The organism is Bacillota bacterium (assembly GCA_040754315.1).
Classification (GTDB): domain Bacteria; phylum Bacillota; class Sulfobacillia; order DUSP01; family JBFMCS01; genus JBFMCS01.
Map to the genome: position 1 here is coordinate 40,366 of JBFMCS010000032.1, position 24,603 is coordinate 64,968.

A 24,603-nucleotide genomic window follows, 5' to 3' on the forward strand; every position below is an offset into this window, starting at 1 on the left:
GGAGAGCAGTGGCCCACAGCAAGAAGAGCCCGGACTTCACCCTCTTTGTGGTGACAGTCATCCTTCTTGCCATCGGCATTGTCATGGTGTTCTCCGCCAGCTCCGTCAAGGCCATGGTGCTATACGAGGATGCCCTTTACTACCTGAAGCGGCAGGCCCTCTGGGCGGTGATGGGGCTGGCGGCTGCTGTGCTCTTCATGAACATGGACTACCGTTTTTTGAAGAAGCTGGCCCTCCCCTTCTTCGGGATCGGCATGGTCCTCCTCGTGATGGTGCTGGTGCCCGGGCTCGGCAAGGTGGGAGGGGGCGCCCAGCGCTGGCTGGACCTGGGCCCCCTGAGGGTGCAGCCCTCCGAGGTGATAAAGGTAGCCATGGTGCTGTTTCTCGCCAACAGCCTGGCAAGGAAGGGAAGCGGGATCGCCCGGTTCTGGCAGGGGCTGCTCCCTTACATCGGCCTCATGGGACTTGTCTTCCTTCTCGTGCTCCGGCAGCCCGACCTGGGTACTGCCCTGAGCATCGTGGGTACCATTGTGGTAATGCTCTTCGTGGCGGGGGCCCGCCTGGGCCACCTGTCCCTAATGGGTCTCGCCAGTATACCTGTGGTATACTGGGCGATATTCAGCGAGGAGTACAGGCGGCGCCGCTTCTTGGCCTTCCTGAACCCCTGGGAGGACCTGCAGGATACGGGGTATCACATTGCCCAGAGCCTCTACGCCCTGGGCTCAGGGGGTCTCTTTGGGCTTGGTGTCGGCGGCAGCCACCAGAAGTTCTTCTACCTGCCGGCGCTCCACACGGACTTCATCTTCGCTGTCCTGGGCGAGGAGATGGGCTTCCTGGGAACCTCCACCGTGCTCCTGCTCTTCCTGGTATTTGCCTGGAGGGGCTTCAGGGTGGCGGTGTCCGCCCCGGACACCTTCGGGTGCCTCCTGGCAACGGGCATAACCGCCATGATCACCATACAGGCCATCATCAACATAGGTGTGGTCACGGCCACCCTGCCCATAACCGGGATACCGCTGCCGCTCCTAAGTTCCGGGGGGTCTTCCCTGGTGCTCACCCTGGCGTCTGTGGGGATGCTCTTGGGAATATCGCGATGGGCCACATAGAGGGGGCTTGACATGAGGTTCTTGTTCACGGGTGGGGGCACAGGTGGGCATATATATCCCGCCATAGCGGTGATAGGAGCCCTCAAGGAGATGGTCCCCGAGGCCGAGTTCCTCTTCGTTGGGACATCCCAGGGGCTTGAGGCCAGCATCCTGCCCAGGGCAGGCATAGCCTTCCATCCCATAAGGGCCAGGGGGCTCAGGGGCAAGTCGCCAGCTGTGGCTGCCAGGGGTTTATGGGAGGCAAGCCAGGGCTTCCGCGAGGCCCGGCGGCTCCTGAAGTGGTTCAAGCCCTGTGTGGTGGTGGGCACCGGCGGCTATGTGTCCGGGCCCGTGGCCCTGGCCTCGTGCCTGGCGCGGGTACCCACGCTCCTCCAGGAGCAGAATGTGGTGCCAGGTGTCACCAACCGGATCCTGGGGCCCCTGGCTTCAGGGGTGGCGGTACCCTACGAGGAGTGCCGGCGCTACTTCGGCCCCAGAACCCGGGTCATGGTCACTGGCAACCCTGTACGCCCTGAGATCCTGGCCACCACCAGGGACGAGGGTATAAGGTCCCTGGGGCTTGAGCCTTCCCTCAAGACCCTTCTTGTCCTGGGAGGAAGCCGCGGGGCGCAGGCACTGCTCGATGCCGCCCTGGGGGCGCTCCCCCGGCTCCCTGGGCGGAGATGGCAGGCCCTGGTCATCACCGGGGAGGCGTACCACCAGCGGGCCAGGGTGTTAATGGATCAACTGGGAATAAAAGGGTGGTGGGCTGGCCACATTAGACTCATGACCTACCTTCACGAGATGGAGAAGGCGTGGGCCTCAGCGGACCTGGTGATGGCCAGGGCCGGGGCGATGACCATTGCCGAGGTCACGGCCTTGGGGCGCCCATCGATCCTGGTACCCTCCCCAAATGTGGCTGGGGACCACCAGACCGTCAACGCGCGGCTCCTGGAGAGGAAGGGGGCGGCCGTTGTCATACAGGAGAAGGCCCTGGGCGCTGAGTACCTGGCCAGCGCCTTGACATCCCTCATGTGGGGGGAAAGGCGACTGGAGGCTCTTGGCCAATCCGCCAAGGCCATGGGCAGGCCTCGGGCCGCCCATGACATTGCCCAGGAGGTACTGAGACTATCCAGGCGCTGAGTCCAGGGACAAGCCAGAATACCTGGGCCCGGGCGGGAACATATGATAAGGTGTGTTGCAGGGGGAGGGGTGGAGGCGTGCACTATCACTTCGTGGGACTGGGCGGGGCGGGCATGAGCGCCCTTGCCCGGGTGCTCATGGACCTGGGGCATGAGGTGTCCGGGTCTGACCTCCAGCCCTCCCACCTCATGCTTCGCCTGGAAGCCCTGGGTGCGCGCTTATACAGCGGCCACCGGGTCCAGAACGTACAAGGCGCGGATTTCGTGGTAGTCTCCTCCGCGGTTCCCACGGACAACGTGGAGCTAAAGAGGGCTAGATCCCTGGGGATCCCCGTGCTTCACAGGGCTGACCTCCTTGCCCTTCTCATGAAGGGCAAGGTGAGCGTAGCTGTGACCGGGTGCCACGGCAAGACAACCACTACCTCCATGGTAGCCCTGGTGCTGGAGAGGGCGGGCCTTGACCCCACCGTCATGGTTGGAGGGGAACTAGACAACATCGGGGGCAACGCCAAGCTTGGGCGAGGCAACTACCTGGTGACCGAGGCGGATGAAAGCGATGGCTCTTTCCTGAAACTATCGCCCACGGTGGCGGTGGTGACCAACATCGATGACGATCACCTGGACCACTACGGAGGGAACATGGCCGAGTTGACCCAGGCCTTCAAGACCTTCCTGGAGTCAGTGCCTGCCGAGGGCGCCATGGTGGTCTGCGGGGACGACCCCCGGCTTTTCGAGATGGCCCGGGCCATGGGAAAGAGGGCCATCACCTATGGCGTCCAGGGCGGCCGCTTCCGGGGCTCAGGGGTTCGCCGGGCGGGAGAGGGGTCCGAGTTCACCGTTGAGGACCAGGGCAAGCCGCTAGGCCGGATCTCCCTGGGTGTGCCGGGGGTCCACAACATCTCCAACGCGCTGGCTGCCCTAGCGGTAGGACGGTTCCTAGGGGTGGAGTTTCCCACGATAGCAGAGGCCCTGGGGAGGTACCAGGGGGTTCACCGGCGCTTCGAGACGGTGGCCGAGGCCGGCGGCGTGAGGGTGGTGGACGACTACGCCCACCATCCCACCGAGATCGAGGCCACCCTGGAGGCGGCCCAGGGGCAAGTGCCCGGGAGGGTCATCGTGGTGTTCCAGCCTCACCGCTACTCCCGGACCCAGCTCCTGGCGGGCTCCTTCGGGCCTTCTTTCCGCCGGGCAGACCATCTGATACTGCTGCCTGTTTACCCGGCGGGGGAGAACCCGGTGCCCGGGGTGGATTCTGGCCTGATTGCCCGGTCCGTCGAGGCCAGCCTGGGCCCAAGGCCTGTCATGGCCGAACCTGGCGAGGTTCCCGGGCTGGTGGCCGTCTGGGCTAGGCCCGGCGACATGGTGATACTCATGGGGGCCGGTAATGTGTACCAGCTGGCGCCCCATGTCAGGAAGGCCCTGGACGCGGGTCCCAAGGAGGAGAACTGCCGCCTCTAACATTGAGGCGGAAGCGTTAAGAATCCATACTGGCCGGAGTGGGTTCACGGACAGTCTAAACGGGCGTGGACGGGATGTAAGACTTTTCGGAGCAATCCTGGATGAAGCGTCAAAATTGGCCGAAGAGAGGCGGCCTTCCAAACTTGCGATTTAGGCAGGTTTGGTAAACCAGGGTGCGTAGTGGCTTACTCACCATTGGTCCAGGAGCTACGTAGTATGACCAAGGGAGAGGTGTTGGCCCAGGAGCCCATGGCTCGCCACACGTCCTTCCGAATAGGGGGCAACGCTGATATCCTGGTAGCGCCGGCGACCCTGGAAGACCTCGAAGCAGTGTTGGACCTAGCCTTTAGGAGAGGAGTGCCCTACCTCGTGTTCGGAGGGGGCACAAACCTCCTGGTGAGGGACGGAGGTATCAGGGGGATGGCCGTGAAGATAGGGAAGGGACTCGATGGGATTAGGGTGCTTGAGGATGGCCTTGAGGCTGGGGCTGGCCTGCCGCTGGCACAGGTGGCGCGGCAGGCCCAGGACGCAGGCCTAGGGGGGCTTGAGTTCGCTTTTGGCATCCCGGGGACCCTGGGGGGGGCCATCTCCATGAACGCTGGGGCTCACTCGGGGACCATTTCACAGGTCATCACAGAGGTAAAGGCGGTAAGACCGGGAGGGGAGAGCCGGACCCTCTGCCCCGGCGACCTCGAGATGGGATACAGGGAAAGCGTGTTCTCTCACACTGACTGGGTGTGCGTGACGGCCACCCTGAGGCTGGCGCCCTGCCCACCTGAGGAGATCAGGGAGGCCTCCCGGCGACACCTAATGGAACGCAGGAGATCTCAGCCCTTGAGCCAACCCAGCGCTGGCAGTGTGTTCAAGAACCCTCCGGGGGATTCCGCCGGCCGCCTCATAGAGGCCGCCGGCCTCAAGGGGCGCTGCCTGGGAGGGGCTCAGATCTCCCAAGTTCACGCCAATTTTATCGTTAACACAGGGGGTGCCACGGCCCGGGACGTCCTGGAACTGGTAGATGAGGCAAGGCAGGCTGTACAGCGGGTACACGGGATCTGGCTGGAGCTGGAGATCAGGGTAGAGGGAGAGGGATAGGACCAGGATGCCGGAGGTGGAGGGCGTGGGCGTGCTGGACATAAAAGGCGGTCACAGGCTTGGAGGGGCGGTAAGGGTTTCCGGCGCAAAGAACGCCATCCTGCCCATGCTGGCGGCTACCGTGCTCACCAAGGGGCAGTGCCTCATCAACGATGCGCCATTCCTCAAGGACGTATCTGTGATGTCCCAGATCCTGCGGGGGCTGGGAGCCCGGGTGAGCCACGAGGGGGGGCCCGGTGGCAAGACCCTCTGGGTGGACCCCTCCGCTATCTACAACTACGAGGTGGGCGACCTGCTCACCCGGGAGATGCGCTCATCCATATTCCTGATGGGCTCCCTCCTGGGGCGCCTGGGCCGCGTCCGCGTGGCCTATCCCGGCGGCTGTGACCTTGGCCCCCGGCCCATTGACCTTCACCTATCTGGGCTAAGGGCCCTAGGGGCCCGCCTCTACGAGAGGCATGGCTTCATCGAGGCAGAGGCCCCGAGGCTCTCGGGAGCTGATATCCACCTGGACTTTCCCAGCGTGGGAGCGACAGAGAACATAATGATGGCCGCTGTCCTGGCCCAGGGCACAACCACCATCAAGAACGCCGCCAAGGAGCCGGAGATCGTAGACCTCCAGAACTTCTTGAATTCCCTGGGCGCCCGGGTGATGGGGGCGGGCACGGACGTCATCCGCGTAGAGGGCGTAGAATCCCTGGGAGGCACCGAGTACTGGGTGATCCCGGACAGGATAGAGACGGGCACCTTCATGGTGGCCGCCGCCATCACCCGGGGAGACCTGATGCTGGAGAACGTCATACCAGAGCACGTTGAGTCCGTCAGTGCCAAGATGAGAGAGGCCGGTGTCACAGTGGAGGAGATGCCCGGGGGGATCCGGGTCCGGGGCACCAGGCGCCCCACAGCACTAGACCTGAAGACCCTGCCCTACCCTGGTTTCCCCACGGATATGCAGCCGCAGTTCATGGCCTTGATGAGCGTGGCCGAGGGCACCAGCGTGGTCACGGAGACCGTCTTTGAGAACCGCTTCAAGCATGCGGAGGAGCTCCGGCGCATGGGGGCCAACGTGAAGGTTGAGGGAAGGGCCGCCGTCGTGAAGGGGGTTCCCCACCTCTCCGGGGCTATGGTGGAGGCCACCAATCTCCGAAGTGGCGCCGCCCTGGTCCTGGCAGGCCTGGTGGCAGAGGGAAACACCTGTGTTAGGGGAACCTGCCACATAGACAGGGGCTACGAGAGACTGGAGGAGAAATTGAGATGCCTGGGCGCCGTCATAGACCGGAAGGAGTGAGGCCAAAGGCAAGTCACCGGTGGGGCAGGGGCAGGAGGATCGTGCTCTACTCGACCATTCTCATGGTCCTGGCGGCGCTCTACGCCTTCTACCGTTCCGCCTACTTCCGAGTTGAGGTGGTGGAGGTCGCGGGGACGCAACAGCTCCAGGCTGGGGAGGTCATTGAGGCTACGGGCATTCTACTGGGGACAAGCCTCCTGGGTGTGCGTCCTAGCAAGGTGAAGGCACTCGTAGAGGCTCTCCCCTATGTGAAGGAGGCCCGCGTTATGGTGCGGCTTCCCTCCAGGGTTACCGTGAGCGTGACGGAACGTTCCTGTGTTGGCTACCTGCTGGTGGACAGGTCCTACCTGGCCATCGATGAAGAGGGTGTCCTCCTTGAGAGATGGGAGGGGGCCTTCTTTCTGGACCAGCCGCTGGTGACCGGGGACATTCCCGGGGACATGCTGCCCGGGGAGCGGCTCACCGGGACCACCCTCCTGGATGCTGCCCGCCTCCTAGGCCTCCTCGGGGATTTCCGGGATGAAGTGTCGGAGGTGAACGCGTCAGCCGAGGGCCTGACCCTCTACACCATCCAGGGGCTACCAGTCTACATGGGAAGCCCCGGAGCCCTCATGGAGGAGAAGGTGGCCATCCTCAAGGGGATCCTTGAGGATGCCAAGCGGGAGGGCTTGGACCTGGAGTATGTTGATATCAGGACCTCAAAGCCGGTGGTGCGGCCCAAGGAAGGCACCTATGTGCCCCGGTTCGAGGAGTTCATTGAAGAGGGAGACGATGGTGCTTCATGGTAGGCCTAGAGGGATATTCCTCCCTGCGTTGAATTAGTCTAGGACGGGTTCCAGGGGGTGGCGGTTTGGCCAGGAGACAGGCTATAGTTGCGCTAGACATCGGCACCACGAAGGTTGTGGCCCTCGTGGGTGCAGTTGCCCCCCTCGGTGATGTGAACATCGTAGGGGTAGGTGTGGGGCCCTCCACCGGTATGAGGAAGGGCATCGTGGTGGATATCGATGGCACTGTCAAGTCCATCCAGTCGGCCGTGGATTCTGCCCGGAGGATGTCGGGGCTGGACATAAGGTCGGTGTTCCTGGGGGTCGGGGGTTCGCACATTGCCTCCCTCCGGAACAAGGGAGTCGTGGCGGTGAACCGGGATGACAGGGAGATAACCCGGGCTGACGTGGAGCGCGTCTTGGAGGCGGCCCGGGTCATCAGCATTCCCCCAGACCGGGAGATCATTCACGTGCTTCCCCGGGGCTACACAGTGGATGGCCATGACGGGATCCGTGATCCCGAGGGAATGGTGGGCATCAGGCTGGAGGTAGAGGCAGGAATAATAACCGCGTCGGTTACCAGTCTCCAGAACCTTCTCCGGAGCGTGTACAAGTCTGGGCTGGACGTGGACGACGTGGTGCTCAACCCCTTGGCCTCAGGGGAGGCGGTGCTCCAGGCGGCCGAGAAGGAACTTGGCGTTGTGGTTGCCGACATCGGCGGTGGGACCACTAGTGTAGCCCTCTTTGACGAGGGCAGCCTCTGGTTTTCCAGCATCGTTCCGGTGGCGGGCTCCCACATTACCGGGGACCTGGCTGTAGGACTCAGGACTCCCATCGCCGAGGCCGAGAGGGCAAAGACGGAGTACGGGGTTGCCCTGGAGGAGATGGCGGCCGAGGGTGAGACCTTCCAGATAGCGGGGATCTCCGGTGGTCGCATGAAGGAGGCGCCACTTGGAGAGATTGCCGCCATAATCGAGCCTAGGGCACACGAGATCATGACCATGATCGGTCAGGAGATCAAGCGATCCAGCTTTGGCAAGGTAATCCCTGGCGGGCTGGTCTTGACGGGGGGTACAAGCCTTCTAAGGGGATTGGGGGACTTGGCTGAGAAGTACCTGGAGATGCCTGTACGGGTAGGCCTCCCCAGGGGGGTGGGAGGCCTCACGGATGTTGCCCGTCACCCTGGCTATTCTACTGCCGTGGGGATCCTGATCCATGCTGCCAGGAACCTGGACAGCGCGGGAGAGCGGCCCGTAAGCGGAAGGGTTGGGGGATTATGGCAAAGAATCGGGGGCTTTTTTAGGGGGATGTTCTGAGTCCTTCTTGGGGGGTATGGGTCTTGCTGGATTTCGATATCGAGGCTGAGCGGTTTGCCGTGATCAAGGTAGTAGGTGTGGGCGGGGGTGGGTCCAATGCAGTGAATCGCATGATAGAGGCTGGTCTTAAGGGCGTGGACTTCGTCTCAATAAACACAGACATGCAGGCGTTATCAAGGTCTCACGCCCTGGGGAGGATCCAGATAGGGGAGGGGATCACCAAGGGGCTGGGCGCCGGTGCAGACCCCGAGATCGGCCTGAAGTCTGCGGAGGAGTCCCGCGACCAGATCCTGGAGAGCCTGAGAGGCGCCGACATGGTGTTCATCACCGCCGGCATGGGGGGGGGAACCGGTACCGGAGCCGCCCCTGTGGTTGCCGAGTGCGCCAGGGAAGCGGGGTCTTTGACGGTTGCCGTGGTAACCAAACCCTTTTCCTTTGAGGGCAAGCGGAGGATGGCTGTGGCTGAAGCGGGCATGGCCAATCTCCGGGAGAAGGTGGATACGCTTATAACCATACCAAATGACCGCCTCTTCCAGGTGGTGGACAAGAAGACCTCCATCCTTGACGCCTTCCGCTTTGCTGACGATGTGCTAAGACAGGGGGTGCAAGGGATCTCCGACCTCATCGCCGTGCCGGGACTAATCAACCTGGACTTCGCCGATGTCAAGACCATCATGGCCAACACTGGTTCCGCCCTCATGGGCATCGGCAGGGCCTCAGGGGACACGAGGGCCCAGGACGCCGCCAAGGCGGCCATCTCCAGCCCTCTCCTGGAGACCTCCATCGAGGGAGCCAAGGGGGTGCTCCTTAACATCACCGGCGGCGCCGACCTCGGGCTCTTCGAAGTGAACGAGGCCGCCAGCATTGTGATGTCTGCTAGCGACCAGGAGGCAAACATCATCTTTGGCGCCGTCATCCAGGAGGACATGCAGGATGAGATCAGGGTTACCGTCATAGCCACGGGCTTTGACAGTGGGGGAAGATGGAAGACCCGACGGGAACAGCCAGAATTCGAGGTGCGCCCCCTGGCCGCCGAGGACCTTGAAGTCCCAGCCTTCCTGCGGCGCAGGGAAAAGACGGCATCCTGACGCGCCCGGCCTGAAGTGACAGATTCGGCTCTAGACGGGTAGTAGAATATGGCATAGGGGGGACCCGAAGGCAATAGAAGTATAACATACCCCACGATTCCGGCCGTCTAGGCAGGTGATGCAGGTGACCCAACACCTGAATCTCGATGTTTACGTTGGGGTGAACCTCTTCATGAACTACGCCCTGCTGTGGATGACCGGACGGCTGGTCAGGGCCCGGTTGGTTCACGCTCGTCTCCTTGCTGCCGCAGGGGTCGGTACCGTGTACTCCCTGGCCTTTTTAATGCCTAACCTGGCCTTCCTTTTTAGCACTTCTGCCAAGGTAGTATGCTCCCTAATCATGGTAGCCATTGCCTTCCAGCCCTCCAGGTGGAGGCATCTCATTGCCCCTTCCGCAGTGTTCTTCGGGGTTGCCTTCATTACCGCAGGCTCCATTATGGCCATGGCATTTGCCTGGGGGCAGGGGGCCTTTCCCCTCAGGTGGTGGCTGTTGCCCCTTGGTTTAGGCGCCACGCTAGGCACTAGTTACACGCTCAGCTGGTACCTGGGCCGGGATGCCCGGGTGAGGCCGGGCATGGTTGAGGCAGAGGTGTTCCTGGGGGATGCCCGCGGCCATCTAACGGGGTACCTGGATACCGGGAACTGTCTCCGGGACCCGATCACAGGGGCGCCGGTTCTCCTGGCTGAGCTGGCAGCGGTCAGGGACCTATTACCATGCGGGGCCGGGGTCGCCATGGCGGGAGACCCGCTCAGGGCCATGGATGAACTGGCCTCCACCACCATTGCCAGCAGGGTCAGGCTAATCCCCTACTCAACCGTGGGGAATCCCGGTGGCCTGCTCCTGGGTTTCCGCCCTGATGCGCTGGTCACCACTGCCAGGGGGCGCACGCTGGTAACCCGGGATGTGATAGTGGCCGTGATCCCTGGTGACCTGGGCCTGGGAGCTTGTGACTGTCTCGTCCACCCTGAGCTGGTTCTTGCTGAGGATGATTGAAAGGGAGGGGCTTTGATGTTGCGACCGTTGCCTCGCATGAAGTGGGTCCTAAGGCTCCTGGTGCTACGATTCTGGCAGGTGCTGGGGCTCCCTGTCTTGCCCGTGCTGTACGTTGGATCTAGCGAGGCCCTTCCTCCTCCGCTCTCCACCGACGAGGAGATGTTTCTCATCGGCCGGCTCGGCACTGATGATACCCAAGTGAGATCCGTCCTCATCGAGAGAAACCTCAGGCTGGTTGTTTACATCGCCAGGAAGTTTGAGAACACAGGCATAGGCGTTGAGGACCTGGTGTCCATCGGTACCATAGGGCTGATCAAGGCTGTGAATACCTTTGACCCCCACAAGAAGATCAAGCTGGCCACCTACGCCTCCAAGTGCATCGAGAATGAGATCCTGATGTACCTGAGGAGGCACAACCGCAGCCGTTCCGAGGTGTCCTTCGATGAGCCCCTGAACATTGACTGGGATGGTAACCAGCTGCTGCTCTCGGATGTGCTGGGCACGGAGGGCGATCTCATCTGCCGGGGTATTGAGGAAGAGGTGGACCGCATACTCCTCCGGAAGGCCATGCTGAAGATATCGGGAAGGGAGAGGTCCATAATGGAGCTTCGGTTCGGGCTGAAGGACGGGGTTGAGAGAACCCAGAAGGAGGTGGCGGACCTCCTGGGGATATCCCAGTCCTACATCTCCCGGCTGGAAAAACGGACGATACGGAGGCTGAGGAAGGAAATCAGGCGGATGGAGTAGCCATACTGGCGATGGGGTGTGACCCGGTGGATCCCGCGTCAAACCTAGATGCGCTAAGCAGGGGGCCCAAAACCTTATAATACGGGCATAAAGCCCAGTGATTCGAGCAAGAGGCTTAGCTTGAACGAAGGCATATCGAGCGCTTGAGGAAAAACCCCCTGGCCTGGGCCCTCAGGATGGACAAGTTGAGCCTTGCCGCGCTGGAGGCCTGCCTCTACAGGCACGAGAAGGCTTGGCAGCCGTTCCCGTGCTGTCAGCTTTTGGTGAAGAGGACACCTGCCTCGAACAGCTGTGAGGGCAGCAGCTAACCGGGATCTTACTCCCGGGTGTTTCTGACCAACGCCGGTGACTAACTCCCTTTTGTCGTGCACCTCCGTCACGCCCGTGCTCCTCCAAGAGTGCCGGTGTGACGATCAAATGCACGCATAACCCGTCTGAGGCAGCCAGGAGTACACCTTTGTCCAAGGGCCCACCCGTTACGCGTCACAGTCCATGTCCGAAGTAGTTCCTGGTAGGATAAGGGACATATTCGTATCGAAAGATGCAGTAGTGTACGTATGATTAAGGCAAGGTGAAGATTTCCCACATCCGTGAGGTGAACGGGGGGAGTTCGGCATGGCTGGCAGATTGTTGACGCCTGAGGAGGTGGCTGAGAGGCTCTCAGTGAGCCCCAAGACCGTTCGGGATTGGCTACGCTGCGGAAGCATGAAGGGTTGCAGGATTGGCGGAAAGGGGCTCTGGCGAGTGCGTGAGGCGGACCTGGAGTACTTTCTCCAGGATGAGGTGGGGTACAAGACTGCCCCGCGGGATGACGCTGAAGACATCGAGTGGCTGGAGGCGGAGATCGAGGCCCCACTCCCGTCCTATGACTGGGGCCCGGTGGTCCACCCCCTGTGAAGCCCGTCAAGTACTTGCCGGGCGTTGGCCTTGTGGTGGAGGGTGGCAGATCGCATGCCAAGTGAACCTGTTAGGCTTGGCGACGTCTTGACGGTTGAGCTGCCGCGCCATATCCCTGCCCTCCGGGAACAGGAAGGAGTGAGACCGGCCGTTGTGGTCGGTCCTCCCAAGGGCACCCGCTGTCCCGTGATCGTCATTGTCCCTCTTACCACCGAAAAGGGGCCTTGGACTCAGACGAATCCCAGGCTATACCCGGGCTTGCCGCAGGGAGAAGGAGGCCTCGTCCGGCCGTCCATATCCCTCATCGATCAGGTGAGGTCGATAGACGTCCACAGGGTCCTGGGTTACCTGGGGACTCTGAGTTCCACCGAGTTTGAGCGCATCCAGGCGGGGCTCAGGCACCTTCTCGAGATGTGATGCTCAGTGGAGAGTTCCTTGGAGCACACGGCATGCTAGCCCCTGGGTCAGTGCTGTAGCGTTTGAGTTTCTCGACGGGTCAACCTGGAGTCTCCTATCTGCTCTCCGGGTGGACCCTCTTGTTTCATGGCCTCCCTGGGATTGCTTTCGAGGGCCGTCACGGTCCCCATCAAAGGCACTGCCCCGTGGACGGAACCTGCCGAGAGGCCGGTGGATTGGTCTCTCGGCGATTCCGTGGGGTCGCATACGTCGATGACGGATCCATAGGTGTGATGGCCAGTCTCTTGATGAGGCTCTCAAGTCTTTGGCGTTCCTGCGCCGTGTATGGCTCACGACACGGTCCGTGGCTTGTTGGCTGGCCCGCCGCACCCTGCTGTACGTCTCTTCATTTGTTCAGGAGTATCTAGACAAAGGCCGAGATGTCCTTCTTTTGCCTCTCAGGGAGGCACCGGTAGCGGCGCCACATTGAGACGGTAGAAGAGGTCCTCCCTGAACTGGCTCGCTCTTACCATCCTCTCCAGGTCGCTTTAGTGGCTGCCACGACCCGTGTGTCCACGTACATTGCATTGGCCCTTCCTTGCCCAGTATACCAGCGTCGGGCGCGTTCAATGGTGACGGCGGTTCACAACTGGCAATGACCGGTGGAAGGGTGGCCCGGATCACCAGGGGAGAAGCCATTACCCAAAGCATCAACCCGGGGAATGCGAGACTCCGGCGAATGGCCCAGAGTCTCCGGGGGGAATGGCCGCAGGTGGCCCGGATCCTTACAGAGAGGTATTTTTCGATAGCTCTCGGTTGATCATATGTAATGACACCTTATCCCGGAGATTCACCCAACCTTCACGCTACGATACGCAGGACCCTATTCCCCTAATGGAGGTGACGCTTTCAATGGCGAAGGACCCAGTGTGCGGCCAGGAGGTCAAGTCGGGCAGTTCACCGGAGAAATCGAGTTTCCAGGGGTCCACTTACTTCTTCTGCTCCAAACAGTGCAGGTCGCAGTTTGAATCCAACCCATCTTTATACTCGTCCAAGAAGGGTTTTCGCGGGTAAACAGGTCCCGTTGGGGACCAGGGGCCAGGCCGCCCAGGGAGCTGGCCCCGCTCTCTTTGAGGTAACAGCAGGCACAAATTGCCATATTCAGGCAGCGCCCATGCATACAGACAGAATTGGGAGGGGATAATGAGAGGCGAGAAGCCGGTTTGATGGAGGCCCAGGTATGCTGAACAAGGTTGAGATCTGTGGTGTTAACACGTCCAAGCTCCCGGTGCTGGGCAACGCCAAGATGAGGGAACTCTTCGTCAGGATGCGCCAGGGTGACACCACTGCCCGGGACGAGCTAATCCAGGGCAATCTCAGGCTGGTGCTCAGCGTGATCCAGCGCTTCAACAACCGGGGAGAGTACGTTGATGACCTGTTTCAGGTTGGCTGCATCGGCCTGATGAAGGCCATAGACAACTTCGATCTAGGCCAGAACGTGAAGTTCTCCACCTATGCGGTTCCCATGATCATCGGGGAGATCCGGAGGTACCTGAGGGACAACAACCCCATCAGGGTGTCCCGCTCCCTCAGGGATGTGGCCTACAAGGCCCTCCAGGTAAGGGACTCCCTGGTTAACCGCCTGTCGAGGGAACCCACCATCAACGAGATATCGGAGGAGCTTGGCATACCCAGGGAGGAGATCGTGTATGCCCTGGATGCCATACAGGAGCCAGTATCCCTTTTCGAGCCCATCTACCATGACGGCGGGGATCCCATCTTCGTCATGGATCAGATCGGCGACGACAAGAACGAGGACCTGGTGTGGCTGGAGGGCATAGCCATCAGGGAGGCGCTGCGCAAGCTCAGCCAGCGGGAGAGGCTCATCCTGACACTCAGGTTCTTCGATGGGAAGACCCAAATGGAAGTGGCAGATGAGATAGGCATTTCCCAGGCTCAAGTGTCCCGGCTGGAGAAGGCAGCCCTGGGGCACATGAGAAAGAACATGTAGTCTGGAGGTAGATCCCTTGTCCAGGCAAGTAGGGTTGTTCCTGGCGGTGGCGATTATCACGGGGCTCCTGGCGGCGGGGCATGAGGGAGACGCGGTTTTCTCCTATAACCCGGACAACCTTGTCCGCCTCCACGTGCTGGCTCACAGCGATGGTGAGAGGGACCAGGTCCTCAAGATGGAGGTCAAGGACGCGGTCATTGCCGAGAGCCGGTTCATCCTGGCCAAGGCACTGACCCGGGAGGATGCCCTCCGGGCTCTCACCCTTGGCAGGGCCAGGCTTGAGGAGGCCGCCAGGCGGCGCCTGGAGGAATCAGGAAGCGATTGCCCTGTCCAGGTGGCCATAGAGAGAAAGCCGTTCCCCCCGCGGGACTACGGGGGCATGGAGGCTCCCGCAGGCATGTATGACGCTGTGACTGTGACTATAGGGGACGGGGGGGGCTCCAACTGGTGGTGTGTGGTGTTCCCGCCGCTTTGCCTGGTGGACACCGCGGTGGAGCCGCAGGTCAAGGTGAACCTGGACCTGGAACTGTTCCGCCGGCACGAGTTCAGGCCACGCTTCGTCACCTGGGAATGGCTCAGAAAGGTACTGCCAGGATGGGACTTTGCAGCGGAGTGGACCTCCGGGCCCCAAGACTAACCCTACTCCCCCCAGAACAACTGTGAAGTTTTTCCTCCTTCTTTGCCAGGCATTCCGCAGGGAAAATCTCCCCTTTGGCCATATAATATAATTGGACCGGAGGGAGAACATGGAGAGGGCCACTGATCTCAGGGCGCGGGACGTAATCAACATTGTGGATGGTCGCAGGCTTGGCGCCATCAGCGACCTTGAGATCGACCTGGATACGGGCCGCATAACGGCCATCGTTGTCCCTGCCCCCGGGCCGTGGTGGGCCCTTTTTGGGCGTGAGGGCGACTACGTGATCCGGTGGGACCGCATCCGCAAGATCGGTGAGGACGTGATACTTGTGGAGCTGCCCGGCTACTCCCAGCCCCGGTACGACCGGCGATAGACTAGACAAGGCGGTGGACAAGCTGGAAGAACCCCTGAAGTTGCAGGAGAACGCAAAGGTGCCATTTCTCACTGTGGCCGCGTGGGAACCCAAAGGGGCCAAGGCTTTATTCAGTACTAGGATGGGAGGGGTAAGCAAGGGGGAGTATTCCTGGATGAACATGGGCTTGTCAACCAGGGACAACCCCGAGTTCGTACGGGAGAACCGGCGGGCCTTCTGGTCCGCTACCGGTGTTGCCCAGGGTAGCGTGGCTCAGGCCGGGCAGGTCCACGGTGACCGGGTGGCGGTGTGCCACACCGCCGGGAACTACCGGGAGACCGATGGTCTTGTGACGGCCAGGGGCGGTGTGGTCCTGGCAGGGACCTTTGCTGACTGTGTCCCAATCTACCTGTTTGATCCTGTGGCTCGCATCGTGGCCCTGGCTCACGCGGGGTGGCGCGGCACGCTGTCGGCCATTGCTGCCCGGGCAGTTAGGGCCATGGAGGGCTGCGGGGCGAAGGCCTCCAGGTGCATGGCTGTAATAGGGCCCGCCATAGGCGCGTGCTGCTACCAAGTTGATGAGAGGGTCATGACCCCATTTTCCGAGGCCTTTCCCGCCTGGACGGACCTGGCGAAACCCGGTGAAACCGGGGGCTTCCTCCTTGACCTCAAGGGGATTAACCTTCGCCACCTGGTGGGGGCGGGCCTGTCCCCGTCCCATGTCAGCGTGAGCGGCTGGTGCACCGCCTGCCACCCCCTAATGTTCTTCTCCCACCGGCGCGACTCGGGAAGGACAGGGAGAATGGTGGGGGCCTTGTGGCTTACTGGCGTGCAGGAGGATTCGTGTCGCCGCTTGGAGAAATCTGAGAGAACCGAGGGGAGAGCGCCTGATGCCGAAGGCCAGCAGCATATACCGGGGGGCCAAGCGCCGGGCCGCTGATGGCCGGGCTCCCAAGAGGAAGCGCCAAAGGAGCCCAGTCCCACTCCTTATCCTGCTTCTGGCGGCAGCGGTCACCTGGGTGTTCATCCTGGGGCCGGGAAGAGGGACCCTCCTGTCGCGCTTCGCCCGGGTTGGCAGCGTCCAGCAGGGTTCCGTGGAGGTAACCGCCAGCGGGGAGGGGCTCATCCTCAGGGCCGAAAGCGTCTACAAGGCGCCGGTTCAGGGCGAGGTCATGGTGCTCCTGCCTGAGGGCGAGAGGGTACGGGTAGGCTCTCCTGTGGTGGAGGTAGTGAGCCCCAGCCTCCTGGAGGAACTGGAGGCCCAAGTCTCCTCCATTCGACAGGACCTGGCAGGTTTCCAGGCCCAGGATGCCCTGAGGCTCTCTTCCCTGAAGGACGAGGCACTCAGGCTTGACCGGGAGCTTATAGCGGCTGCCACTGGACTCCAGGATGCCCTCAAGGGAGGCGACACGACCGCCATCCAGAAGGCCTGGAAGCATCTGGAGCGCCTCTACAGGGAAAGGGAAGAAAAGGCCGCGTCCGTGGCCTCCCTGGAGGAACGATTGCGCACCCTCCTGGAGGACGAATCCCAGGTGGTGCGCCAGATGGAGGAGGCCTCCAGCGTCATGGAGGCAAGGGAGACGGGCTGTGTAAGCTATGCGGTGGATGGGCTTGAGGCCCTCCTGGACCCCGGCAGTGGAACGGAGGTAACCGCCGCTACGGTATACCAGGCAGACCCCCAGCCAGCCCCCATCATGACCGGGGATAGCGTTGAGGCGGGAGCGCCACTCTTTAAGATCGTCGATGTGGGCAGCATACGCTTGGCCCTGGCATTGCAGGTCCAGGACGCACTGGCCCTGGCCAAGAAGGGCGAGTTCTTGGTGCGGCTCCTGGAGCCGGGCTCCGCGACATTTAGAGTCCGGGCGCACGAGGTGGGCAAGAAGACTGGGGATGACTACGCAGTGATTACCCTGGAGCCCTTGGAGTTCAAAGAGGATCTGGTCACCGCCAGGAGGGTCAAGGCCGAGGCTATCCTCGAGACCCTTGACGGAACTCTCATCCCCCGAGGGGCGCTGGCCGAGGTCTCAGGCATAGAGGGTGTGTACGTTGTTGAGAAGGCTACCGCCCGGTTCTGGCCGGTGACGATCTTGGGTGCCACGGGCGACAGCGTTGTTATTGAGGGCATATCCCCAGGCACCAGCATTGTGCTCACGCCCTTCCTGGTCAAAGACGGGTCTACTGTGAGGTAACGGGAGAGTGAGACCTTGAGCATTGCAGACAACATGGCAAGGATATGTGAGAGCGTGGCCAAGGCGGCCCTCAAGGCCGGGAGATCCCCCAAGGATGTATCGGTGGTGGCTGTTACCAAGACGGTAGCGCTTCCAAGGATCCTGGAGGCACTGGAGTGCGGGATCAGTCACGTGGGGGAGAGTAGGGTTCAGGAGGCCAAGGAGAAACTGCCGGGCCTTCCCCCGGGTATCACCAGGCACATGGTTGGACACCTCCAGACGAACAAGGTGGGGAGCGCCCTGGGGATCTTCGAGGTCATACACTCACTGGATAGGGTGTCCCTAGCCCAGGAGATCTCCCGGAGGGCCCTGGCCCAGGGGATGGTGGCACGAGTGCTGGTCCAGGTGAACACCGCTGGGGATGAGGAGAGACATGGAGTGCTTCCAGCCGGGGTTGAATCCCTTGTCCGGCAGGTCTCGGTTATGGGGGGGCTGTCGGTAGAGGGCTTGATGACCATCGCCCCCTACACCAGCGATGAGAGGCGACTCAGGAAGGCCTTTAGTGTCCTTAGGGAACTAAGGGATGAGATCAAGGGGAAGAATATGGCAGGGGTCACCATGGAGCACCTGTCCATGGGAATGAGCGGAGACTACCAGCTGGCCATCGAGGAGGGGGCCACGCTCGTAAGGGTGGGCACCGCCATCTTTGGATCCAGACCGCGAGGAGGTGACGGATAGGCATGGTCAGGCAGGTGATCCATACCTTCTTCTCAATACTGGTGTGGCTCATCATTATTCGCGTGATCCTGTCGTGGATACGCCCCAGCGCCTACAACAGGACCTACTATGAGATTAGGAGAGTCATCTTCAGGCTCACCGAGCCAATACTTGAGCCTATCCGGGGCCGGCTGCCTCCAATGGGCACCATTGACCTTTCGCCCCTGGTGGCTGTGATTCTCCTCCAGATCGTTGAGGTGCTTCTTCTGAGGCTGGTGGGTGCCAGGTGAAGTGCCGGGAAGGGGATTTCGGATGCTGACTCCCAGGGATATCCAGGAGAGGGAGTTCTCCAAAGCCTTCCGGGGTTACCACCCCCAGGCTGTCCGGGGCTTCCTTGAGGGGGTGGCCGGAGCCTACAGGCAGTTGCTGGAGGAGAACTACCAGCTGAAGGAGACCCTCAAGGACCTTGCCTTTGAGCTTCGCTGTTTTCGCCATCTGGACGAGTCGCTCAACAACACCCTGGAGGTTGCCAGGGCTTCCGTGTCCCAGGTTACCGAGGTTGCTCACCAGGAGGCTGGCTTGATCCTGGGGAAGGCAAGGCCCCAGGCGGAGGCCGAGAGGAGCGAGGGAACCAGGGTGGCGGGAAAGATAGAGAGTGAGGCGGCCAGGATGGAGGTTTCGGCCTCCCAGTTCAGGCGCCGGGTGAGGGACGATCTGATGCGGGTGCTGTCAGCCTTGGAGAAGGTGAAGGCCTGAAGCAATGCCGGGGATTTCCGGGCAGGATTCCCCGCGGTGTGGGTAGAAAGCCAAGCGAACAGGAAAGCGCAGAACCAAGGGGGTATCAAGAGGGGTGCTTACACCGCTCGAGATTCACAACAAGGAGTTCTCCAAGGCCTTCCGCGGGTACCGTGAGGGGGAGGTAGATGAGTTCCTGGATGAGATAATCCGTGATTACGAGCAGGTCCTCAAGGAGAACGCCGTGTTGAAGGAACAGGTCGAAGCGGCCAACAAGGAGCTTGGGCACTATCGCACTCTGGAAGAGGTCCTCCAGAAGGCCATTATCGTCGCCCAGGAGGCGGCGGAAGAGGTGAAGTCCAGCGCGCGCAAGGAAGCGGAACTCTTGATCAAGGAGGCTCAGGAGGCCGCTGACAGGCTAAAGGAGGATGCCAGGGAGCGGCTGCGCAAGACCGCCGAGAACAACGAGGAGCTCATCAGGCAGCGGGACCTGTTTGTGGCCCGCATGAAAGCGGTGGTGCGCTCGTACCTGGATCTCCTGGAGGAACTCAAGGAAGAGGAATCCGAAGCCCCCAAGTAGGCTCCCCCTTGGGCATTATGAGGGACTATGAGGTCACATGGAGCGACATGAACTTCTTAAGAGCGGTTCCAGAGGGTGTAGTCCTGCAGGTGAGGGTTCAGCCCAGGGCATCAAGGGAGGGCATAGAAGGCTGTAGCGAGGATTGCCTGAGGCTCAGGGTGACGGCGCCCCCTGTGGGCGGCCAAGCCAATGAGGCTTGCGTGGAACTGGTGGCACGGGCCCTCGGAGTGAAACGAGGGCTCGTTGACATACGGTCAGGCCACAGGTCCAGGACGAAGGGCGTCTTGATACGGGGGATGACACTCGCCCAGGCCGAAGAGGCACTTAGGCGCCTGGGCCCAATCTGACGGTGTATGGTAAGGGCATACTTGGGATGAATGGAGGAATACGAGTTGGACTACAGCAGGACTCTTAACCTGCCCAAGACGGGTTTCCCCATGAAGGCGAACCTCCCTTCAAGGGAGCCGGAGATCCAGGCCAGGTGGAAGGAAGCGGACCTCTACAGCCGGATCCGCCAGAATCGCCAGGGGCGCCCCAAGTTCATCCTTCACGATGGCCCGCCCTATGCCAACGGTGACATACACATCGGGACTGCCCTTAACAAGGTTCTCAAGGACATGGTAGTGAAGTACGCGACAATGTCCGGGCATGACTCCCCCTATGTGCCCGGCTGGGATACGCACGGGCTTCCCATAGAGCACCAGGCGCTGAAGGCCCTGGGCATCGACCGCCATCACACCTCCCCCCTGGAACTCAGGGCCAGGTGCCGCGAGTTCGCCCTGAAGTACCAGGGGATCCAGAGAGAGCAGTTCCAGAGGCTCGGTGTCATAGGGGACTGGGACAACCCCTACCTTACGCTGGTGCCCCAGTACGAGGCCCGCCAGATACGGGTGTTCGGGAAGATGGCTGCCCAGGGGCACATATACAAAGGCCTGAAGCCTGTTTACTGGTGTGCCTCTTGTGAGACCGCCCTGGCCGAGGCCGAGGTGGAGTACGGTGACCGGGTATCCCCCTCTATCTACGTAAGGTTCCCCGTCAGGGACGGCAAAGGGCTCTTGCCCGAGGACGCCTACGTTGTAATCTGGACCACCACCCCATGGACGCTTCCGGCCAACATGGCCGTTTGCCTTCACCCGGATCTGGAGTACAGCCTAGTTATAACGGGCAAGGGGAAACTGCTGGTAGCCTCCGGGCTCCTGGAGGAGAACCTAGAGGCCATGGGCCTTGAGGGCGAGAAGATAGCCTCCTATTCCGGCCATGACCTGGAAGGGGTCGTGCTTGGCCATCCCTTCTACGATAGGAGTTCCCAGGTTGTCTTGGGGGATCACGTCAGCCTCGAGCAGGGTACCGGCTGTGTCCACACGGCCCCCGGCCATGGCGAGGAGGACTTCAACACGGGGGTGCAGTACGGCCTTGAGATACTCCAGCCCCTGGATGACCGTGGGGTGTTCACTGAGAAGGGCAGTCCCTTCACCGGACTCTTTTGCGAGGATGCCAACGGCGAGATCGTGAAGGTCCTGGAGGAGCGGGGGACTCTCATGGGCCAGGAGGAGATCCGTCACCAGTATCCCCACTGCTGGAGATGCAAGGAACCCGTGCTCTTCCGGGCAACGGAGCAGTGGTTTGCCTCTATCGACAGGTTCAGGCAGGATGCCCTGAAGGCCATAGAGGATGTGAAGTGGATACCCCACTGGGGACGCGAGAGGATCCACAACATGGTGAAGGAGCGGCACGATTGGTGCATTTCCCGCCAGCGGGTCTGGGGGGTTCCCATCCCCGTATTCTACTGTGACGACTGCGGCGAGCCCTTGGCGGACCAGGGTATCATCGAACGGGTGGCGGATGTGTTCGAGAGGGAGGGGTCCGATGCCTGGTTTGCCCGCCCGGCCGGGGACTTCCTGCCTGAGGGCTACCAGTGCCCAGGTTGCGAGGGGGGTTCCTTTAGCAAGGAAACGGACATCATGGACGTCTGGTTTGACAGTGGCACCAGCCATGCCGCCGTGCTGGAGACCCGGCCGGAGCTGGCTTGGCCTGCCGACCTGTACCTTGAGGGGTCGGACCAGCACCGGGGCTGGTTCCAGTCCTCGCTCCTGACGTCCACAGCCACCACGGGCCGGGCCCCCTACAGGGCTGTCCTCACCCATGGGTTCGTGGTGGACGGTGAGGGCAGGAAGATGTCCAAATCCCTGGGGAACACCGTGTCTCCCCAGGAGGTCATCAAGGAGTTCGGCGCCGATATCCTCAGGCTCTGGGTGGCCTCCGCTGACTACCGGGGGGACATCCGCATCTCCCAGCTGATCCTCAGGCAGCTGGTGGAGGTCTACAGGAAGATCCGGAACACCTTCCGGTTCATCCTGGGAAACCTGTACGACTTTGACCCCGCAACGGACGCTGTGGCCCTGGAGGACATGGAGGAACTGGACCAGTGGGCCCTGATGCGTATGGATGAGGTACTGGAGCGAGTTACCAGGGCATACGAGGACTACGAGTACCACATGCTCTACCATGCCGTTCACAACTTCTGTGTGCTGGACATGAGCTCGTTCTACCTTGACATAGCAAAGGACAGGCTCTACTGCTCACTGGCGGGCGCCCCAGGCCGGAGGGCTGCGCAGACCGTCATGTACAGGGTGGCCAGGGCCCTGGTGGGGATACTGGCCCCTGTATTGAGCCACACAGCGGAGGAGGTATGGGGCCATCTCCCCAAGGAGGCAGGGGACCCTGAGAGCGTTCACCTCACCGGCTGGCCTGTGCCCGCAGGGGTATCACCGGAGGGGCTGAAGGAACGCTGGTCCCGGCTGGGTGCCGTGCGGGAGAAGGTCTCCCGCTCCCTGGAAGAGGCCCGGGCCAAGAAGGCCATAGGCAGTTCCCTGGAGGCCAGGGTAACCCTGGGCGCCGGACCGGAGCTGCGGGAGTTTCTCCAAGCCTACCTGCCCCAGTTACCCGGCCTCTTCCTGGTGTCTCAGGTGGAGATGGTTGATGCCCCTGACCTCCAGGTAGCCGTGGACAGGGCCGGTGGGGAAAAGTGCTCGCGGTGCTGGATCTACGGGGAAGACGTAGGGGAAGACCGCGAATACCCCGGCACCTGCCGGAGGTGTGCCGCTGTACTCGGGCGGCAGGGGGCCAAACCGGAGGGGGAGGGGACCTTTGCCTGAGGCAGGCGATGAGGGACAGAACACGAGGATCACCAGGGCCCTCTTGGAGGTCTCAAGGCAACTTGAGAGGTCCAAGATAGCTGAGTACGTGACCCTCCTGAACACGCCGGGCCGCCTCATATACCTGAACTTCCTTGCGGGCATCGCCCGGGGCGTGGGGTTTGCCGTTGGCGCTAGCGTCCTGGCGGCGCTTCTCATCTACTTCCTCCAGAGGAGTTTCGTTGTCAACCTGCCCATCATCGGCGGGTTTATCGCCCAGATCGTAGAAATTGTGCTCCAGCAGCTGCGTGCGAGGTGAGGCACTTGCTCACGCTGGGTTCAGCCCTGGCGGTGGTCCTTCTTGACCAGGTCAGCAAGGCAGCCATCTGGCTGGCGATGACCCCCGGCGAGTCCATCCCCGTCATTCCCGGCGTATTTCACATTACCTACGTCCTCAATCCTGGGGTGGCCTTCGGGATGGCCCCGGGCGCCTCTGGCCTCCCCATCCTGGCATCCGCCGCGGCCATCATCGGTATAATCCTGTTTCACAGGAGGGCCCGGGGGTGGATGCTCCGCGTTGGGCTGGGCCTGGCCATGGGCGGCGCCGCGGGGAACCTCGTGGACCGCCTGCGTTTTCAGGGGCATGTAGTAGACTTCCTTGACTTCAGGGTGTGGCCCGTGTTCAACTTCGCGGACAGCGCCCTGGTGGCCGCGGCAGGCCTCATCCTCTGGGATACAATGAGGTCGGGAAAGGAGGACAGGCGCTGACCACCTACCGGGTTGGAAAAGAGGGTTTTGGCTCCCGCGCCGATACCTATGCATCAGGTGTCACAGGACTCAGCCGCTCCCGGATCCAGGGCCTTATAAGAAAGGGACTAGTGACCCTGAACGGCCGCAGGCTGCGCCCGTCCCACAGGCTCTCCCCCGGCGACATGCTGGAGGTAACGGTGCCCGAGCCCCAGCCCCTTAACCTGGAACCTGACCCGATTGTCCTGGCAATCGTGTACGAAGACGACCACCTGCTGGTGGTGAACAAACCCCGGGGCATGGTGACCCACCCCGGGCCTGGGAACCCCAGGGGAACCCTTGTCAACGCGCTCCTGGCCCACTGCCCCCTCCCTGGCATCAATGGGACCATGAGGCCCGGAATAGTGCACCGGCTGGACAAGGGCACCACAGGACTCCTGGTGGTGGCCAAGAGCCAGGAAGCCTATGATACCCTGGCCGCTGACATGAGGGCAAGGCGGGTCAAGAGGCAGTACCTTGCATTGGTCGGGGGCACGCCAAAGGAATCACCCGGCCTCATAGATGCCCCGGTGGGGCGCCACCCGGTCAACAGGAAGAAGATGGCCGTGGTGGAGACGGGAAGAAGGGCGGTTTCCCGGTATGAGGTGCTGGAGAGTTACAAGGGCTTCTCACTGGTCAGGGTCCAGCTGGAGACCGGCCGCACCCACCAAGTGCGCGTCCACATGGCCAGCATTGGCCACCCGGTGGCCAGCGACCCTACCTATGGCGGCCGCAAGGCTCCCTGCCTAGAGGGCCCTGGGCTTCACGCGGAGCGCCTGGGTTTTTGCCATCCCGTAACAGAGCAGGATATGGAGTTCCTTGCACCACCCCCACCGGACTTCCAGATGGCCCTGGAGCGCCTCAGGGCCGGAGCGTGATGGCACGGGGAGAATTGCCTGCCTGGCCATGTGGCCGGAGGTGAACCCTCCAGGGCACCAGGCGAGCACGGCAAGGGATCTCATTTTTTGAACCCTTTGGGTGTCGTTGTTATACGATCATGACAGTGCTTAACAGATAAGGGAAAATGTCAGTATGGGAGGACTGACATTGACCCAGAGGGAGCAAGCGAGGTTGAAGGTGCTGAACTATGTACTGGAGGATGTCATGGGTACCAAAGAGGCGGCACATGTCCTTGGGTTGAGCGAACGTCATACGTGGCGAATATTGGCGGCCTATCGGAGGGAGGGTGCCGCTTCGCTTGCCCATGGAAATCGTG

Annotated in this window: 30 protein-coding genes; 29 read left to right on the forward strand and 1 reads right to left on the reverse strand. The window is 61.8% G+C overall.

The genetic code is table 11. The features are described from left to right. The first annotated feature begins 8 nt into the window (after positions 1-8). From ftsW to AB1576_06420, 13 genes are all read left to right on the forward strand, one after another. Positions 9-1,106 (forward strand): putative lipid II flippase FtsW, encoded by a 1,098-nt coding sequence (ftsW, locus tag AB1576_06360; protein ID MEW6081388.1) that lies wholly within the window; start codon positions 9-11, stop codon positions 1,104-1,106. A 12-nt stretch (positions 1,107-1,118) separates the two neighbouring features. Further along, positions 1,119-2,228 (forward strand): undecaprenyldiphospho-muramoylpentapeptide beta-N-acetylglucosaminyltransferase, encoded by a 1,110-nt coding sequence (gene murG, locus AB1576_06365; protein ID MEW6081389.1) that lies wholly within the window; start codon positions 1,119-1,121, stop codon positions 2,226-2,228. 77 nt (positions 2,229-2,305) lie between these two features. After that, positions 2,306-3,685 carry a UDP-N-acetylmuramate--L-alanine ligase gene (gene murC, locus AB1576_06370; GenBank protein ID MEW6081390.1) on the forward strand — a complete coding sequence of 460 codons (1,380 nt, stop codon included), beginning with the start codon at positions 2,306-2,308 and terminating at the stop codon, positions 3,683-3,685. A gap of 216 nt (positions 3,686-3,901) precedes the next feature. Continuing rightward, positions 3,902-4,777: a UDP-N-acetylmuramate dehydrogenase gene (gene murB / locus AB1576_06375; protein MEW6081391.1), complete on the forward strand. Its 876-nt coding sequence runs from the start codon at positions 3,902-3,904 to the stop codon at positions 4,775-4,777. A 7-nt stretch (positions 4,778-4,784) separates the two neighbouring features. Continuing rightward, positions 4,785-6,065, forward strand: a complete 1,281-nt coding sequence (murA, locus tag AB1576_06380) for a UDP-N-acetylglucosamine 1-carboxyvinyltransferase (GenBank protein MEW6081392.1) — start codon at positions 4,785-4,787, stop codon at positions 6,063-6,065. Further along, positions 6,062-6,853 carry an FtsQ-type POTRA domain-containing protein gene (locus AB1576_06385; GenBank protein MEW6081393.1) on the forward strand — a complete coding sequence of 264 codons (792 nt, stop codon included), beginning with the start codon at positions 6,062-6,064 and terminating at the stop codon, positions 6,851-6,853. Before murA ends, AB1576_06385 begins: the two co-directional genes overlap by 4 nt. 62 nt (positions 6,854-6,915) lie before the next feature. After that, positions 6,916-8,145: a cell division protein FtsA gene (gene ftsA / locus AB1576_06390; protein ID MEW6081394.1), complete on the forward strand. Its 1,230-nt coding sequence runs from the start codon at positions 6,916-6,918 to the stop codon at positions 8,143-8,145. Between the two features lie 23 nt (positions 8,146-8,168). Further along, positions 8,169-9,233: a cell division protein FtsZ gene (ftsZ, locus tag AB1576_06395; GenBank protein MEW6081395.1), complete on the forward strand. Its 1,065-nt coding sequence runs from the start codon at positions 8,169-8,171 to the stop codon at positions 9,231-9,233. 124 nt (positions 9,234-9,357) lie between these two features. Then, positions 9,358-10,227, forward strand: coding sequence for a sigma-E processing peptidase SpoIIGA (locus AB1576_06400; GenBank protein MEW6081396.1), 870 nt, complete (start codon positions 9,358-9,360; stop codon positions 10,225-10,227). Positions 10,228-10,242: 15 nt separating this feature from the next. Continuing rightward, entirely contained in the window at positions 10,243-10,974 is a 732-nt protein-coding gene (sigE, locus tag AB1576_06405) for an RNA polymerase sporulation sigma factor SigE (GenBank protein ID MEW6081397.1), read from the forward strand. Between the two features lie 134 nt (positions 10,975-11,108). Then, complete coding sequence (locus AB1576_06410) at positions 11,109-11,282, forward strand: hypothetical protein (GenBank protein MEW6081398.1); 174 nt, start codon at positions 11,109-11,111, stop codon at positions 11,280-11,282. Between the two features lie 307 nt (positions 11,283-11,589). Continuing rightward, positions 11,590-11,871: a helix-turn-helix domain-containing protein gene (locus AB1576_06415; GenBank protein MEW6081399.1), complete on the forward strand. Its 282-nt coding sequence runs from the start codon at positions 11,590-11,592 to the stop codon at positions 11,869-11,871. Positions 11,872-11,925: 54 nt separating this feature from the next. Then, positions 11,926-12,288: a type II toxin-antitoxin system PemK/MazF family toxin gene (locus AB1576_06420; GenBank protein MEW6081400.1), complete on the forward strand. Its 363-nt coding sequence runs from the start codon at positions 11,926-11,928 to the stop codon at positions 12,286-12,288. Between the two features lie 437 nt (positions 12,289-12,725). Here AB1576_06420 and AB1576_06425 read toward each other — a convergent pair whose 3' ends face one another. Next, positions 12,726-12,800, reverse strand: a complete 75-nt coding sequence (locus AB1576_06425) for a hypothetical protein (protein ID MEW6081401.1) — start codon at positions 12,798-12,800, stop codon at positions 12,726-12,728. Between the two features lie 379 nt (positions 12,801-13,179). Between AB1576_06425 and AB1576_06430 the strand changes: the two genes are divergently transcribed. From AB1576_06430 to AB1576_06505, 16 genes are all read left to right on the forward strand, one after another. Further along, entirely contained in the window at positions 13,180-13,341 is a 162-nt protein-coding gene (locus tag AB1576_06430) for a YHS domain-containing protein (GenBank protein ID MEW6081402.1), read from the forward strand. Positions 13,342-13,507: 166 nt separating this feature from the next. Further along, on the forward strand, positions 13,508-14,278 hold the full coding sequence (sigG, locus tag AB1576_06435; protein ID MEW6081403.1) for an RNA polymerase sporulation sigma factor SigG: 771 nt from the start codon (positions 13,508-13,510) through the stop codon (positions 14,276-14,278). Positions 14,279-14,294: 16 nt separating this feature from the next. Then, entirely contained in the window at positions 14,295-14,915 is a 621-nt protein-coding gene (locus tag AB1576_06440) for a stage II sporulation protein R (GenBank protein ID MEW6081404.1), read from the forward strand. Positions 14,916-15,024: 109 nt separating this feature from the next. After that, the gene (locus tag AB1576_06445) at positions 15,025-15,288 is read left to right on the forward strand and encodes a YlmC/YmxH family sporulation protein (GenBank protein ID MEW6081405.1); all 264 of its coding nucleotides are present in this window, start codon (positions 15,025-15,027) and stop codon (positions 15,286-15,288) included. Positions 15,289-15,409: 121 nt separating this feature from the next. Beyond that, positions 15,410-16,207 carry a peptidoglycan editing factor PgeF gene (pgeF, locus tag AB1576_06450; protein MEW6081406.1) on the forward strand — a complete coding sequence of 266 codons (798 nt, stop codon included), beginning with the start codon at positions 15,410-15,412 and terminating at the stop codon, positions 16,205-16,207. Continuing rightward, on the forward strand, positions 16,158-17,456 hold the full coding sequence (locus tag AB1576_06455; protein ID MEW6081407.1) for an HlyD family efflux transporter periplasmic adaptor subunit: 1,299 nt from the start codon (positions 16,158-16,160) through the stop codon (positions 17,454-17,456). Before pgeF ends, AB1576_06455 begins: the two co-directional genes overlap by 50 nt. A gap of 15 nt (positions 17,457-17,471) precedes the next feature. Continuing rightward, positions 17,472-18,173, forward strand: a complete 702-nt coding sequence (locus tag AB1576_06460) for a YggS family pyridoxal phosphate-dependent enzyme (GenBank protein ID MEW6081408.1) — start codon at positions 17,472-17,474, stop codon at positions 18,171-18,173. 2 nt (positions 18,174-18,175) lie between these two features. Beyond that, a complete protein-coding gene (locus tag AB1576_06465; GenBank protein ID MEW6081409.1) occupies positions 18,176-18,442 on the forward strand; it encodes a YggT family protein in 267 nt (88 codons plus the stop codon). 22 nt (positions 18,443-18,464) lie between these two features. Continuing rightward, positions 18,465-18,908, forward strand: a complete 444-nt coding sequence (locus AB1576_06470; GenBank protein MEW6081410.1) for a DivIVA domain-containing protein — start codon at positions 18,465-18,467, stop codon at positions 18,906-18,908. Between the two features lie 94 nt (positions 18,909-19,002). Next, positions 19,003-19,467: a DivIVA domain-containing protein gene (locus AB1576_06475; GenBank protein ID MEW6081411.1), complete on the forward strand. Its 465-nt coding sequence runs from the start codon at positions 19,003-19,005 to the stop codon at positions 19,465-19,467. 17 nt (positions 19,468-19,484) lie between these two features. Continuing rightward, positions 19,485-19,814: a DUF167 domain-containing protein gene (locus tag AB1576_06480; protein MEW6081412.1), complete on the forward strand. Its 330-nt coding sequence runs from the start codon at positions 19,485-19,487 to the stop codon at positions 19,812-19,814. 45 nt (positions 19,815-19,859) lie between these two features. Beyond that, positions 19,860-22,622 carry an isoleucine--tRNA ligase gene (gene ileS / locus AB1576_06485; GenBank protein MEW6081413.1) on the forward strand — a complete coding sequence of 921 codons (2,763 nt, stop codon included), beginning with the start codon at positions 19,860-19,862 and terminating at the stop codon, positions 22,620-22,622. After that, positions 22,615-22,920, forward strand: a complete 306-nt coding sequence (locus tag AB1576_06490; protein ID MEW6081414.1) for a DUF5665 domain-containing protein — start codon at positions 22,615-22,617, stop codon at positions 22,918-22,920. The genes ileS and AB1576_06490 overlap by 8 nt, the downstream gene beginning before the upstream one ends. Positions 22,921-22,925: 5 nt before the next feature. Then, the gene (gene lspA / locus AB1576_06495) at positions 22,926-23,369 is read left to right on the forward strand and encodes a signal peptidase II (GenBank protein MEW6081415.1); all 444 of its coding nucleotides are present in this window, start codon (positions 22,926-22,928) and stop codon (positions 23,367-23,369) included. After that, complete coding sequence (locus tag AB1576_06500) at positions 23,366-24,265, forward strand: RluA family pseudouridine synthase (protein MEW6081416.1); 900 nt, start codon at positions 23,366-23,368, stop codon at positions 24,263-24,265. Before lspA ends, AB1576_06500 begins: the two co-directional genes overlap by 4 nt. A gap of 154 nt (positions 24,266-24,419) precedes the next feature. Next, the coding region (locus AB1576_06505) for a helix-turn-helix domain-containing protein (protein ID MEW6081417.1) at positions 24,420-24,603 on the forward strand (184 nt) is incomplete at its 3' end.

What these genes read in the sequence shown, in the direction of transcription:
- murG (MEW6081389.1), top strand. Translation starts at nt 1,119, where the DNA reads ATGAGGTTCTTGTTCACGGGTGGGGGCACAGGTGGGCATATATATCCC.
- murB (MEW6081391.1), top strand. Translation starts at nt 3,902, where the DNA reads ATGACCAAGGGAGAGGTGTTGGCCCAGGAGCCCATGGCTCGCCACACG.
- murA (MEW6081392.1), top strand. Translation starts at nt 4,785, where the DNA reads ATGCCGGAGGTGGAGGGCGTGGGCGTGCTGGACATAAAAGGCGGTCAC.
- sigE (MEW6081397.1), top strand. Translation starts at nt 10,243, where the DNA reads ATGTTGCGACCGTTGCCTCGCATGAAGTGGGTCCTAAGGCTCCTGGTG.
- AB1576_06415 (MEW6081399.1), top strand. Translation starts at nt 11,590, where the DNA reads ATGGCTGGCAGATTGTTGACGCCTGAGGAGGTGGCTGAGAGGCTCTCA.
- AB1576_06420 (MEW6081400.1), top strand. Translation starts at nt 11,926, where the DNA reads ATGCCAAGTGAACCTGTTAGGCTTGGCGACGTCTTGACGGTTGAGCTG.
- AB1576_06430 (MEW6081402.1), top strand. Translation starts at nt 13,180, where the DNA reads ATGGCGAAGGACCCAGTGTGCGGCCAGGAGGTCAAGTCGGGCAGTTCA.
- sigG (MEW6081403.1), top strand. Translation starts at nt 13,508, where the DNA reads ATGCTGAACAAGGTTGAGATCTGTGGTGTTAACACGTCCAAGCTCCCG.
- AB1576_06445 (MEW6081405.1), top strand. Translation starts at nt 15,025, where the DNA reads ATGGAGAGGGCCACTGATCTCAGGGCGCGGGACGTAATCAACATTGTG.
- pgeF (MEW6081406.1), top strand. Translation starts at nt 15,410, where the DNA reads ATGGGAGGGGTAAGCAAGGGGGAGTATTCCTGGATGAACATGGGCTTG.
- AB1576_06455 (MEW6081407.1), top strand. Translation starts at nt 16,158, where the DNA reads ATGCCGAAGGCCAGCAGCATATACCGGGGGGCCAAGCGCCGGGCCGCT.
- AB1576_06465 (MEW6081409.1), top strand. Translation starts at nt 18,176, where the DNA reads ATGGTCAGGCAGGTGATCCATACCTTCTTCTCAATACTGGTGTGGCTC.
- AB1576_06470 (MEW6081410.1), top strand. Translation starts at nt 18,465, where the DNA reads ATGCTGACTCCCAGGGATATCCAGGAGAGGGAGTTCTCCAAAGCCTTC.
- AB1576_06480 (MEW6081412.1), top strand. Translation starts at nt 19,485, where the DNA reads ATGAGGGACTATGAGGTCACATGGAGCGACATGAACTTCTTAAGAGCG.